The sequence below is a fragment of the Treponema bryantii genome (assembly GCF_900113965.1).
Classification (GTDB): Bacteria; Spirochaetota; Spirochaetia; order Treponematales; family Treponemataceae; genus Treponema_D; species Treponema_D bryantii_A.
This window is the reverse complement of sequence record NZ_FORI01000001.1, coordinates 442,837-456,290: the sequence shown is the minus strand read 5'-3', so window position 1 is coordinate 456,290 and position 13,454 is coordinate 442,837. Positions and strand designations below refer to the sequence as shown.

Annotated in this window: 12 protein-coding genes and 1 pseudogene; 8 read left to right on the top strand and 5 right to left on the bottom strand. The window is 42.7% G+C overall.

Annotated elements, in window-relative coordinates; genetic code table 11:
* Window positions 1-9: 9 nt before the first annotated feature.
* Window positions 10-2,370 (bottom strand): AAA family ATPase, encoded by a 2,361-nt coding sequence (locus BM161_RS01985; protein ID WP_074929976.1) that lies wholly within the window; start codon window positions 2,368-2,370, stop codon window positions 10-12.
* 254 nt (window positions 2,371-2,624) lie between these two features.
* Between BM161_RS01985 and carB the strand changes: the two are divergent.
* The 8 genes and pseudogenes from carB to BM161_RS01945 all read left to right on the top strand — a co-directional run.
* Window positions 2,625-4,235 (top strand): annotated as a pseudogene (carB, locus tag BM161_RS01980) (carbamoyl-phosphate synthase large subunit); the annotation flags it as partial.
* 167 nt (window positions 4,236-4,402) lie between these two features.
* Entirely contained in the window at window positions 4,403-5,341 is a 939-nt protein-coding gene (gene cysK / locus BM161_RS01975) for a cysteine synthase A (RefSeq protein ID WP_074929975.1), read from the top strand.
* A gap of 130 nt (window positions 5,342-5,471) precedes the next feature.
* On the top strand, window positions 5,472-6,350 hold the full coding sequence (locus BM161_RS01970; RefSeq protein WP_074929974.1) for a radical SAM protein: 879 nt from the start codon (window positions 5,472-5,474) through the stop codon (window positions 6,348-6,350).
* Window positions 6,343-6,699: a NifB/NifX family molybdenum-iron cluster-binding protein gene (locus tag BM161_RS01965; protein ID WP_074929973.1), complete on the top strand. Its 357-nt coding sequence runs from the start codon at window positions 6,343-6,345 to the stop codon at window positions 6,697-6,699. The genes BM161_RS01970 and BM161_RS01965 overlap by 8 nt, the downstream gene beginning before the upstream one ends.
* Before the next feature lie 77 nt (window positions 6,700-6,776).
* Window positions 6,777-7,502, top strand: a complete 726-nt coding sequence (locus BM161_RS01960; protein ID WP_074929972.1) for a hypothetical protein — start codon at window positions 6,777-6,779, stop codon at window positions 7,500-7,502.
* Window positions 7,503-7,702: 200 nt separating this feature from the next.
* The gene (gene nifH, locus BM161_RS01955; RefSeq protein ID WP_074929971.1) at window positions 7,703-8,554 is read left to right on the top strand and encodes a nitrogenase iron protein; all 852 of its coding nucleotides are present in this window, start codon (window positions 7,703-7,705) and stop codon (window positions 8,552-8,554) included.
* Window positions 8,555-8,617: 63 nt separating this feature from the next.
* On the top strand, window positions 8,618-9,046 hold the full coding sequence (locus tag BM161_RS01950; protein ID WP_074929970.1) for a NifB/NifX family molybdenum-iron cluster-binding protein: 429 nt from the start codon (window positions 8,618-8,620) through the stop codon (window positions 9,044-9,046).
* Window positions 9,047-9,049: 3 nt separating this feature from the next.
* On the top strand, window positions 9,050-10,213 hold the full coding sequence (locus BM161_RS01945) for a trans-sulfuration enzyme family protein (protein WP_074929969.1): 1,164 nt from the start codon (window positions 9,050-9,052) through the stop codon (window positions 10,211-10,213).
* Between the two features lie 48 nt (window positions 10,214-10,261).
* On the opposite strand, the gene BM161_RS01940 is transcribed toward BM161_RS01945, so the two are convergent.
* The 4 genes from BM161_RS01940 to BM161_RS01925 are packed head-to-tail and all read right to left on the bottom strand — an operon-like array spanning window position 10,262 to window position 13,443.
* Entirely contained in the window at window positions 10,262-10,918 is a 657-nt protein-coding gene (locus BM161_RS01940) for an ABC transporter ATP-binding protein (protein ID WP_074929968.1), read from the bottom strand.
* Window positions 10,915-12,111 (bottom strand): ABC transporter permease, encoded by a 1,197-nt coding sequence (locus BM161_RS01935; protein ID WP_074929967.1) that lies wholly within the window; start codon window positions 12,109-12,111, stop codon window positions 10,915-10,917. The genes BM161_RS01940 and BM161_RS01935 overlap by 4 nt, the downstream gene beginning before the upstream one ends.
* Complete coding sequence (locus BM161_RS01930; protein WP_074929966.1) at window positions 12,096-12,299, bottom strand: DUF4418 family protein; 204 nt, start codon at window positions 12,297-12,299, stop codon at window positions 12,096-12,098. The genes BM161_RS01935 and BM161_RS01930 overlap by 16 nt, the downstream gene beginning before the upstream one ends.
* A gap of 58 nt (window positions 12,300-12,357) precedes the next feature.
* Window positions 12,358-13,443 (bottom strand): ABC transporter substrate-binding protein, encoded by a 1,086-nt coding sequence (locus tag BM161_RS01925; RefSeq protein WP_083425637.1) that lies wholly within the window; start codon window positions 13,441-13,443, stop codon window positions 12,358-12,360.
* Window positions 13,444-13,454 lie beyond the last annotated feature (11 nt).

The window sequence follows — 13,454 nt, the reverse complement described above, 5'->3', positions numbered from 1 at the left end:
CCTCGATATTTACGCCGCGCCAAAGCCAATTTGTCTTCCAGAACCCTCGTTATGTTTTTCATCCTGGATTTTGCAAAGCTCGCTGATGATGTAGTCCGGCGTGCGTTCATCTGAATCCATAAAACGAACGCGGCTGGCAAGCACGCCGAAATCTCCAGGTGTCACCGAGTTCATTCCTGAAAGGCGGCGAATCTGCGAATCTTCAAAGGTCATTCCGCCAAAATAACGGCCAAGCAGAGCTCTTATACCCTCTTCAACAAGCGGCTTGAATTCTGTAATGATATGGAAGCGGCGGTTCATAGCAGGATCCATTATCTGCTTAAGGTTTGTGGTACAAATCAGAATACCAGGGAACTCTTCCATTTGAGTAAGAAACTCGTTTACCTGAGTGCGCTCCCAGCTGTAACTCGCATTTTCACGGTTCGCAAAAAAACTGTCGGCTTCATCAAAAAGAAGAATACTATTTGTTCTGGCCGCCTCATCAAAAGCATCGCGGATATTCTGCTCACTCTCACCAACCCATTTACTCAAAATATCGCTGACACGCCTTAAAAGAATCGGTTTTCCAAGCGCCTGCGCAATGTAGCGTGCAAACTCTGTTTTACCGGTTCCACTTACTCCGTAAAACAGCATGCGGATTCCGTTCTGCGCATCACCTGTGCCACCAGACTTTTCTGCAAAATCAGTTGCATTCTGAATCATGCGTACAATCTGAGAAGGTTCCATAGAAGCATTCAAAACACTTAAATCATAATTGCCCGAAACTCTTTCGCGCATACGTGATTTTCCGTTAATTAAGAGTGCATTTTCCTTGAGCACAGATTTAATGTCCTGCACAAGAGAAGCTTTTTCTTCACCAAGACTTTTAATTGTCTTGATTACATTATCAACAGAAGCACCAGTAACCTTATACTGCTCCATCAGATCAAGAATCTGATTATTAAGCCCGCAAGGCAAAGCAAGTGGCTTAAGCTTAGTTTCTGTAATGCTTCTAAGCTGGCTTCTTGGCATTGAATCAAACTTATATGAATAGGTAAAACGGCGAAGAGTGCTTTCATCAATCTGAGAAGTAAAATTTACAATCCAGATGACTTTATTACGGCTTTCTTCGAGCATTGAATTTACGGTGCCTTTTATTTTTGAAGGAACCTTTGTTCCGAAAAACGAGGAATCGCAGGTATTTAAAACAGTATCTGCCTCATCAATAATATAAATAGAGTCGCTGGAGCTCATAGAAAGAAGGCAATTAAGACGCGAGAAGATATTTGCTGTAATCTCGCGTTCTCTGGAAACCTCACGTATATTCTTAAAAATATAGGTTTTAAGACCGCTCTGTTTTGCAAGTGCTTTTGCAAACTCTGTTTTTCCGCTGCCAGGTTTTCCATATAAAAGGAAAGACAGGCTTTCGTTGCTTTTAAGCATACGACTCATCAGTTTTTTTGTGTTATCTGGAACATTAAAGCTTTCAAGATTGTAGCACGAATCGCAGTCTAGCTTTTTAAGAAGATCGTAAAAGAAAGGATGCATTGAACCAGCTTCTATACATTCAAAAAAATCATCGTCGATTCTGCCCTCTTCGGTAATAAAACCGTAAAGACGAAGCTTAGAGTCATTGCGCATAAGTGCCGAAAACTGTCTTTCAGAAAAACCGAGTATTCTTGCCTTTATTTCCATCTGGCAGTTTTCTGAAAAATTGTCCATCAGAAAGCTAAGAGTTTTATTTGTAGAAAATCTGTAGCAGCACTGAAGCATGCTGATTTCTTCGTCCGTAAGTCCAACTTCTTTTTTTACGAACTCAAATTTTCCAATTGAATTAAGACTCCTTTTGAGCTGAGGAGGGATTTTTTCCAGCAGGCAAGCTTCCTCTGCAGGAGTTTTATTGATGAGGAAGTTTGCAATAAGGCTCAGCAAAAATTCGACTGAATCAGAAACATACTGAATTCGGCGTAAATTAATTTCAATGAATGACAGTTTTTCATGAGTACAGGTACGCATACGGTCAATTGTTTTATCTTCTTCAAAAGAATATGGTGTTCCGCTGTTCGTAAAATAAAGCAAATCACTATTTGTATTTTCATTTACAGGAATTTCTTTGAGAATCTTATTGTTTTTATATTGATTAATTATTTTTGTAAGATAATTTAAAATCTCTTTTTCCTTACCCATTTTATTGGCAAGACTTTCAAAAAAGTCGAACAGTGCATAAAGGTAATCATCCCCATCTTCTTCATCAGGATAATTGTCCAGTTTATAACTGCAGATTTCGTAAAGATAATAAGCATAAATTCTGCATTCCTCTATGGATGCATTTCTCAAGTTTTTTGTTTTCTGACGATTTCTTAATGATCTTAATCCACTAGCTCTTCTCATAAAATCCTCCAAAAAATTTTATATATATGTAATAGATAAAAAGGTTCCATCAATGTGAAAATTCTGGTCATTTTTTGGATATTTTTTTAAATTTTTTACGTTTTTACACGTCGGTTGTATAGGCTTTTACTTCTTTGATAAAGTTTTTGAAACCCAGAGCCCACTTCACATAAAGTTTCATTTACGATATATTGTTTTAAGTCAATGGCGACACTATCCCGAGGGGTGGTGTCGTTTTTTTTTGGAGCGCAAAGATGCCTTTGAATAAAAACATTCACAAAGTAATGATTATCGGTTCGGGTCCTATCGTAATTGGACAGGCCGCCGAATTTGACTATGCCGGAAACCAGGCATGTAAAGCACTTAAACAGCTGGGGCTTGAAGTTTGTCTTGTGAATTCAAATCCGGCAACGCTTATGACGGATCATTCAATGGCAGACGAGATTTATCTTGAGCCGCTTACGCTTACAACCCTTCAGAGAATCATTGAAAAAGAAAAACCGGATTCCCTGCTTTCAACCCTTGGTGGACAAACTGGTCTTACCCTGAGTATGGAGCTCGCGAAATCCGGTTTTTTAAAATCGCATAATGTTCAGCTGCTCGGTGCCCGCCCGGAAACAATCGACAAGGCAGAAGACCGACAGATGTTCAAAGACACAATGGAAGCAATCGGTGAGCCGTGTATTCCTTCAAAAGTTGTAACTACATACGAGGATGCAGCAGATTTTGTTCATAACGAAATAGGCTTTCCTGCAATTATCCGCCCGGCCTTTACCCTTGGTGGTACCGGCGGTGGAATCGTAAACAACGACCGCGAGCTTGATGAAATTGCCCACAACGGACTTCACCGTTCCCCTATCCATCAGATTCTTGTAGAAAAATGTATTTCCGGCTGGAAGGAAGTTGAGTTTGAAGTTATCCGAGATTCAAAGGCAAATGTAATTACAGTCTGTTCAATGGAAAACTTTGACCCGGTTGGAGTTCACACCGGAGACTCAATCGTTATTGCACCGACGGTAACTCTTGCAGATAAAGAATATCAGATGCTCCGAAGCGCAGCCCTGAACATCATAAGCGCCCTTGAAATTGAAGGAGGCTGTAACTGTCAGTTCGCGCTCAACCCGGACAGTTTTGAATATGCAGTAATCGAAGTAAACCCTCGTGTAAGCCGTTCTTCGGCCCTCGCCTCAAAAGCAACAGGCTACCCAATCGCAAAAGTTGCAGCCCTCATTGCAGTAGGTTTTACCCTCGACGAAATCCCGAACTTCGTAACAAAGAAAACCAAGGCTTGCTTCGAACCGGTTCTCGACTACGTAGTTGTAAAAATGCCGAAATTTCCCTTTGACAAATTTGTATACGCAGCCCGCAAGCTTGGAACTCAGATGAAGGCAACCGGAGAAGTTATGGCAATCGGCCAGAATTTTGAAGAGGCAATTCTAAAAGCCTGCCGCGGCCTTGAAGTTGGCGTAAAAGATTTGAACCTCCCGGCCTTTGTAAAAGAAGGCGACGAGAAAATCCGCGAGCGCGTAGCACAGTGCACCGACCAGCGCATTTTCGCAATTTATCAGGCACTCAAACGCAAGCTCCTTACTGTTGAACAGATTCACGACATCACAAAGGTAGACGAATGGTTCTTGTGGAAGCTTGAAAAGATTGCAAAGATGGAAAATGGGGGCGTTACGGGGGAAACCCCCGTTAGAGGGGGTAGCGAGCAACGCAGTGCGAGCGAGGGGGAGACTTCCCCCGCCTTACTCTACCCGCCACGCAGTTTCAAAATGGTCGATACCTGTGCCGGCGAATTCGACGCAGAAACCCCTTATTTCTACTCCACAACCGGCGGTGACAACGAAGCCGAAGCCTTTCTTAAAGAAACAGCCCAAGTTTAATCACAAATTTGCATAAAACCGTCTATTACCTATTGACATAATAGGTAATAGGATTTATATTCTCCTTGTAAAGCAAAACCTATCATATCAGTAGGTTTACAAAAAAATCACACATGCCGTATAGGCGTAATATAAGGAGAAAAACTATGGCAGACATCAAACAGAGTTCACTGGAATTGATCGGAAAAACACCACTTTTACAGCTTAACGGCTATTCAAAAAAAGCAGGTATTTCCGGAGCAACTATTTTAGCAAAGCTTGAATATCTTAATCCGGCAGGAAGTGTAAAAGACCGCGTTGCTCTTGCAATGATTGAAGATGCAGAAGCAAAAGGCATTTTGAAGCCAGGTGCCACAATCATCGAACCAACATCTGGAAATACAGGTATTGGACTTGCAGCTGTAGCCGCAGCAAAAGGTTACCACGCAATTCTTACATTGCCAGACACAATGAGCGTTGAACGCCGTAATCTTCTTAAAGCCTACGGTGCAGAAATTGTACTTACCGAAGGTGCAAAAGGAATGAAGGGAGCAATTGCTAAGGCAGAAGAGCTCCAGAAGGCAACACCGGGAAGCATCATTGCAGGACAGTTTATCAACCCAGCAAACCCGGCAATCCATAAAAAAACAACAGGACCTGAAATCTGGCAGCAGACAGACGGAAAGGTAGATATCTTTGTAGCCGGAGTTGGTACAGGTGGAACAGTAACTGGTGTTGGTGAATATCTTAAAGAACAGAATCCTAATGTTAAAGTTGTAGCCGTTGAGCCAGCAACAAGCCCAGTTCTTTCAAAGGGTGAAGCTGGTCCTCATAAGATTCAGGGAATCGGTGCCGGCTTTGTTCCAGATGTTTTGAACACAAAGATTTACGACGAAATCATCACAATCGAAAATGAAGATGCTTTTGCAGAAGGACGTGCTTTTGCTCAGAGCGAAGGTATCCTCGTAGGAATCTCAAGTGGTGCCGCTCTCAAGGCAGCAAACATTCTTGCACAGCGCCCGGAAAACAAAGGAAAGACAATCGTAGTTCTTCTCCCAGATTCAGGCGACCGCTATCTTTCTACACCTCTGTTCAGTGATAATTAATTTGAAGGAGGGGAAGGACTTCCCCTCGCTCCAAAGGTGGTAGTTTCGACAAGCTCAACCACCACCTTTTCCGCTACCCCTTCTAACGGGGGTTCTACCCCCGTAACGCCCCCGCATAAGGAGTCCGCCCATGCCTAAATCATTTTCCGAACTTGAAAAATCACATCCTTGCTTTGGCAGCCACGGTGCAACTACAGGCCGTATACATCTTCCAGTTTGCCCAGGCTGTAACATCGCGTGCCGCTTCTGTGAACGCTCAATCAACACAACAGAAAACCGACCAGGCGTAACGGGCCGTGTTCTTAAGCCAGAAGAAGCCGCAGAAATCGTAGGCAAAGCAATTGAAATCAGCCCGGAAATCAAAGTGGCTGGAATTGCAGGCCCTGGCGATACACTTGCAAGTGACAATGCATTCAAGACCTTCAAAATAATTGGCCGCGAGTTCCCGCATCTCATAAAGTGTATGAGCACTAACGGCTTACTGCTCAACGAGCGTGCCGATGAAGTAATCAATGCCGGAATCGACAGCCTTACCGTAACAGTAAATGCCGTAGATCCAGAAATTGAAGCTCAACTCAACGACTACATCATCTGGCACGGAAAGAAAATTGAAGGTGTTGAAGGGGCAAAAATCCTCATAGAAAATCAGCTTGCCGGAATCAAAAAAATTGCAGACGCCGGAATTACCGTAAAGGTAAACACTGTATTAGTTCCGCGCATAAACGGCGCCCACATAGCAGAAATCGCCGCGGCGGTCGCCGAAGCAGGAGCCGAAAAGTACAACATCATACCACTCATTCCATCGGCAAAACTCAAAGATGAACCGGCTCCAAACTGTGCAGAAATCGAAGCCGCACGCCGTGCTGCCGGAGAATATATCGAACTCTTTTTACACTGCAACCACTGCCGTGCAGATGCAGCAGGAGTACCGGGAAAATCAGATATTTCCCGCCAGCTTTATGCAAAAATTGGCCCGGGCAGTTATGGAGAAAACTTCTCTCATGGCTGATAAATATCGAGTTGCCATTGCCTCAACCGACGGCGAAAGTGTAAACACTCACTACGGAAAATCAGAAATCTTCTATATCTATATCGTCGATGATGATGAAGGCTACGACCTTCTTGAAAAACGTAAGGTTACGCCTGTATGTCAGGAGGGCTTTCACAACAAAGCCGAAATGGATAAACATGTCCAGCAGTTTACAGACTGCAAGTATGTAATTGCCAGCCGCATAGGAAATGGAGCGATTCAGTCTCTCACTGCAGCAGGCATTACTGCAATGGAGCTTCCTGGCAGCATCGACGATGCAATTCTAAAAGTCTGGAAATATAACAGAATTCAGGGCTTATTTAATTAAATAGTTTTCTCTTGACATAACGTTAAGTTGCATATAAAAATAAAAAAAAACTTAAAACTAAAAAAAGGAAGAAAACTATGAAAAAACTTAGATTTTTATTTTTAGCCTTAACGCTTATTTTTGTTTCCTGTGCTACTACAACTCAGATTATAAATCCTGACAACGTAGCCCCAGAAGACCTGTCTGTTCTGAAAACATCAGATACTTCTATAAACATTAATGCCATTGATGGAAAGGAACTACCGGTTAACACTCATTCTGTTAGTGTTGCTCCTGGAGAACATGAGATTACCTTGTCGTATCACAATGTCGGCGGAACAAATTCAATTGTTGCATTGATGAATTTAAGTGCAACCCTTCTTAATCAGCCGAAAACACAAAAGGTTATTATTTTACCTGGGAAAAAATATAATATCAGATACAGCATCAATATAGCTTCTAATGAAGTTAATTATTCTCTTATTCCAGAGCCTTCAAGCGCGGCTGATTATCTGATAAATTCTACAAAAACAAGTCTGACCGAAGTAAAACGTCCTGAAGGTTATAAAGCTTCAATCGATGTTTATGATGAATTACCAACAGATAAGAATTTTGAAATACTTGGTTATGTAAAAAGCACTTTGAATACACATGGTGCACGTGTCAAGAAAGTTTCTGTCGAAGAAATGGTATATATTCTGGAAGAGGCTATGAAAGAAAATAATGTTGAATTTGATGCCATTGGTTATAAGACAATGACAACAGGCTCTTTCCCTATGTGGCACATGACTATTGAGGCACTCGCCCTTAAGTATACTGAATAGAATTTTTTAATAATTCGACTTTGTTAAGCGCACGGTAAATCCGTGCGTTTTTTTATTTATTTAAAAGAATTTTCAAATACCTATTGACCAAGTAGGTAAATAGAAGTATATTGTTATTACCTAGTAAAATAATAGGTTATAGTTATAAACTCAATATTCTTTTAAGGTACGGAACTGTTTTCCGTGCGAAGGAGCTTCCTATGGGAGAAATTAGACAGATAGCAATTTATGGTAAGGGCGGAATCGGAAAATCTACCACTACACAGAATTTGACAGCAGGACTTGTTGAGCATGGAAAAAAAGTAATGGTTGTAGGATGTGACCCTAAAGCAGACTCTACACGCCTTTTGCTTGGAGGACTCGCTCAGAAAACAGTTTTGGACACAATCCGCGATGAAGGTGAAAACGTTGAACTCGACCGTATCATGAGAACAGGTTTCGGTGGAACACGTTGTGTTGAATCAGGTGGACCAGAGCCAGGAGTTGGTTGTGCAGGCCGTGGTATCATCACATCAATCAGCATGCTTGAAAATCTTGGTGCTTACACAGACGACCTTGATTTTGTTTTCTACGACGTACTTGGTGACGTTGTTTGTGGTGGTTTTGCTATGCCAATCCGCGAAGGAAAAGCTAAAGAAATCTATATCGTAGCTTCTGGTGAAATGATGGCTCTCTACGCCGCTAACAATATTGCAAAGGGTATCAGTCGTTATGCAAAGGCCGGCGGTGTTCGTCTTGGTGGAATCATCTGTAACAGCCGTAACGTAGACCGCGAGCTCGACCTTCTCCGTGCTTTCTCAAAGGAACTCGGAACTCAGCTTTTGTATTTCGTTCCTCGCGACAACATCGTACAGCGCGCCGAAATCAACCGTAAAACTGTAATTGAATATAAGCCGGATTCAGCACAGGCTCAGGAATACCGCAACCTTGCAGAAGCCGTAATCAATAATACAAACTTTACAATTCCAACTCCAATGACTCAGGAACGCCTTGAAGAGATTCTTCTTGAGTACGGTCTCATGGATGCCCTTGAGGACGATTATAAGATTTAGTTATTCGGTGGTTGAGTGCCTGCGAAGCAGGTGTATCGAAACCACCAGTTTTCTGGAGTTCAAATGTCAATAAAAGTAGCCATTGCATCATCAGATAAAACAAACATAGATTTACACTTTGGTCAGGCCAGCCAGTTCGAAATCTACGAGCTGCGAGGCAACCACTTTGAATTCCTGGAAACCCGCAAGGCGCCAAAAATTGAACCGTCTTCAGAAGACCTTTCTGCGGACGCCCCGGCTACCGGCTGCGGCGGTGGATTTGGCGGAGGCTGCGGAAGCGGTTGCGGTGGTGGCTGTGGAAGCGGCGCCGGTGGTCCTGTTTCACCAGTTGTTGAATCACTTTTAGACTGCCGATCTATAGTTGCCGCACAGATAGGTCAAAACGTGCGCCGCCAGTTTGAACGAAATGCAGTAAGCGTATTCGACATCGAACTTCCGATAGAAGAAGCCTTACAGAAACTCGCCGCCTATTATTTAAAATTCGAGGACTAGTCCATGCCATTATCTATAGAAACTAAATGCGTACATCTTGAAAAGCAAGTTCAAAACGAGGCAGACGAAAAGCCTGCGTGTAATCACTATGGTTCAATAAGTTTTCCAATTTATCAGACGGCAACCTACGCTCACCCTGGTGTTGGAAAAAGTACAGGCTTTGATTATTCACGCCTGCAAAACCCAACCCGCGAGCAGCTGGAAAAAATTGTTTGCCAGCTCGAGCATGGTACAGACGCATTTGCACTTTCTACAGGAATGGCAGCCATCACCCTGCTTATGGAAATCTTTAAGCCAGGGGACCATCTTATTGTTGATTCAGATTTATACGGCGGCACAATCAGACTTTTCGACAATGTTTCCGTAAAAAATGGAATAGAGTTTACAAGAGCAAACTGTTCAAGTGATGACATTGAATCTCTCATCAAACCAAATACTAAAGCCATCTACATCGAAACTCCAACAAACCCGATGATGAACGTAACAGACATTGCAGCTGTTGCAGAAATCACCCGCCGTCACAATATTCTTTTGATTGTAGACAACACCTTTATGTCTCCATATTTTCAGAATCCTCTGGACTTAGGTGCAGACATTGTTGTTCACAGCGGAACAAAATTCCTTGCAGGTCATAACGATACTCTTGCAGGCTTTATCGTAGTAAAAAATGCAGAGCTTCAGGAAAAGCTCCGCTTCCTCATAAAAACAACCGGAGCAGGCCTTGCTCCTTTTGACAGCTGGCTTGTACTACGCGGCATCAAAACCCTTGCCCTTCGCATGGAAAAGGCTCAGTCTTCAGCTTTGAAAATTGCTCAGTGGCTCACAACCCAGCCTCACGTAACTTCAGTTATATACCCTGGCTTAGAAAATCATCCTGGTCACAAAATAATGCAGAAACAGTCGCGCGGCTTTGGCTCAATGGTAACCTTCCGCGCCGACACCGTAGAAAAAGCACTTTCAGTTCTTGAAAAAGTTCGCCTCATTAAATACGCCGAAAGTCTTGGTGGTGTAGAAACACTTATCACCTACCCTACCACACAGACCCACGCCGACGTTCCCGAAGAGCTCCGCCTCAAAAACGGAATCACTCCGGAAACACTGCGACTTTCAGTTGGTGTTGAAAATGTTGATGATTTGATTGCAGATTTGCAGCAGGCGTTGAATTAACAGAAATCGTAATACAGATCCTGAAACAAGTTCAGAATGACGGCTTTCTTAAATCTTAATCTCACTATCACACAATTTAAGTGCTTCGGTATCGTGGCTGGCAATCAGAATGGTTTTACCTTCGTTTGCCAGGCCGCGGAAGATTTTTATGATGGATTGAGTCTGTTCTAAATCTACGGAATCGGTCGGTTCGTCGGCGAGAATTATTGCTGGATTATTGATTAAGGCGCGGGCTATGAGAACTCTGTGATTCTCTCCGCCAGAAAGTGTGTTAGGATAATTCTGTGCAAGGTGTGCAATTCCAAGAGAACCCAGAAGCTGATTTGCTCTTTCAGTTATTGTTTTAGCCGTTCCATCATCAACTTTTTTATTTCCAAGAAATGCCGGAAGTCTTACATTATCCAGCACTGTAAAGTTTTCCAAAAAACTCTGTTCCTGAGAAACAAAGCCAATATTCTGATTTCTAAACAGACTAAGATTTTTATCATCAAGAGAAAGAAGATCTGTGCCATTTATTACAAGTGAACCACTATCCGGCTTTTGCAGTCCGGCAATGATAGAAAGCAGTGTACTTTTTCCCGCACCAGATTTTCCGGTAATTCCCACGAAGGCTCCGTTCTCAATCGAAAAGCTGAAGTCTTTTAGAACATCAATTCGTCCGCGTGGAGTAATGAATGATTTATTTAGATTTACTGCTTCTATCATTTTATACCACCATATATCTCTTTTTTAGATACCTTAATAGCTCCAAACACTGCTGCCACAAGACAAGCTGCAATCAAAATCACAAAAGTAATAACCGCAAACAGAATCACCTGCACCGGCCCTGACAAAAGAAACGGCATGTTCAGTTTCTGTGAAATTAAAAGATTAAACGGCAACAGAATCAGTGCACTAAGGAAAACTCCGGTTACGGCACCAATACTTCCAAGAAGTCCCGCTTCTGTAAATACAATTGAGCGAAGCTTAGGGAAATCTGCACCAAGTACACGCAAAATTGAAAACTCCCGCAAACGCTCATTTATTGAAAGTGTAAACACAATCGAAAGCGTAAGAACTGTAATCAGAATAATAAGCACACTTCCCGCATACAAGAAAATCAGAAACGAAGAAATGTTTTCCATGAGGCCGGAAATAAACTTACCGCTCTGAATAACCTGAACTCCAGGAACTGCACCTTTAATGCGTGCTGTAGTACTGTCAGGCTTTGCACCTGGTGCAAGCTTTACAAATATCACGCTGGTTTTTGATTTTGTATCGCCATCAGAAATAAAGCCAAAGCCCTTTGCCTTCGCATCATCAAAGATTTTCTGAAGACTGTCTATGTCTGTATAAATTACGTTATCCATGCCGGTTCCGCTTTTTGCAAGACGGGCACTAACGTTGTGTGTGTGCTCAAAAAAACGCACAGTATTTTTCGTTGTTGTAATATTACTTCCGGCAAGAATTATTTCACCGCCGGAAGTAAGTAAAACTTTTTTTCTAGCCCACGATTTTATAATGAAGTCGCTTGATGGGTCAAAACCGATAATTTGAATCGGGAAGTCACAGCAGCTTTCACTAAGGCTTGTCAGATAAAACTGACTGGTTACTGCTGCAACTCCCTGAACCTCTCCGATGGCCTTTTCAACGGTTTTATCCATGTAAAAATAACTTGGCTCTCCGGAAAGAAGAACTCCTTCTGCCTGAGCTTCGTAGCCTTCCGGTACAATCATAAGGTCTGCACCTATACGAGTATTTATTCCTTTGAGCCCGCCTTTAATGCTTGCCGTCAGAAGAAGCGTACCAAACAACATCCCTGCTGCTAATGCAACGAGGACTATTAGGGCTGCCGTTCGGTACGGCTTTCTTTTGATGTTGGCAAGCGCAAGGCTTTTTACAGTTATCGTTTTTTCCATAAAAGCACTGTCTGAACTGCTGAAATTACAAAAATAACAATTCCAAATACCAGTACTGTTGGTGCTGTTACCTTGTGGCAGTGCATGCTTGCCATTCCGCAAACCTTTGCAAAGGTGTAAGGTGCAACTCCAACGAGTAGGCCAAGCAGGGCTGTAAGGCCGGATAAGATGATGTTGATGTTTTTCATGATGTTTCTCCCCGGTGGTTTCGATACGCCCTTCGGGCACTCAACCACCGTATTATATTTAAGCTCTGTTTCCGTTAATTTCTTTATATGTCTTTGTTGCGCTGTCGTAGATGTATCCGTCGGGTACACCAAAGAGCTCGATATAACCTGTTTCAATAAACTTTTCGATGTCTGTTTCTGCCTTTAAGATTCCTGCTGTCTGGAGCTGGCGGGCAGCGGAATCAAAGGTTTTCTTTCCGAGTGAACGGCTTGGCTGATAGTTCAATTCTTCAAGCAAAGCAGCATTAAAGTCGAGGTCGCCTGCAACAAGATCATTTTCAATCTGGAGCTGGGCTGCAGCACGAGGTTCTGCTTCAACAAATGCGGCTGCCTTCTGCAAAGCGCGTGTAACAGCTGCTGCTCCTTCCGGATTTTCACGAAGAAGCTTGTGAGTTACAAACTGCTGGCAGCAGTATTCTTTTACGAACTTTTCATCAATTCCTGTATCAAGAATTTTTCTGAAGCCATAAGCAAGTTCTCCCTTTGTTGCAATTGGGTCGTGTGCACCAATTACATCAACAGCACCATTGTTCAAAGCAATTGCAAGATCACTTGAAGCATAAGCTACAAATTCAACTTCAAGATTATCAGCTGTAACGCCAATACCTTCATCCATAAGCTTACGTTTAAGGTTCATTACAGAACTATCTGCAAGCCCTGGAACACCAATCTTCTTTCCACGCAAATCTGCTGCAGAATAAATGTCACTGTCTGCACGAACATAGTACTTAGTACATCCAATATGGATTCCAGAAGTAAAGGAAATTGGAAGTCCGTTTTCCATAGCCTGAAGCTGTGTAGCATAAAGTCCGTAACCAGCATCAACCTTTCCTGATGCAATCATTTCACCAAGAGTTGCACCACCTTCCAGCTGAGGAACGTATTCAGCCTTCTGACCGATTTTTGCCAGCTCTTCATCAAAGAGTCCAAGCTTCCATGCAACGTGTACAGGGGCACCACAAAGGTTTCCTGTCTGATAGTTGATGCGGACTACTTTCTGAGCCTGACTAGAACTGCCTGCAGCTTCATTTTTTTTGCTGCAAGCTGTGAATGTAAGTGTAACAGCAGCCAGAGATGCTGCTGCCAGAATAATTGATTTTTTCATATTACCTCCTG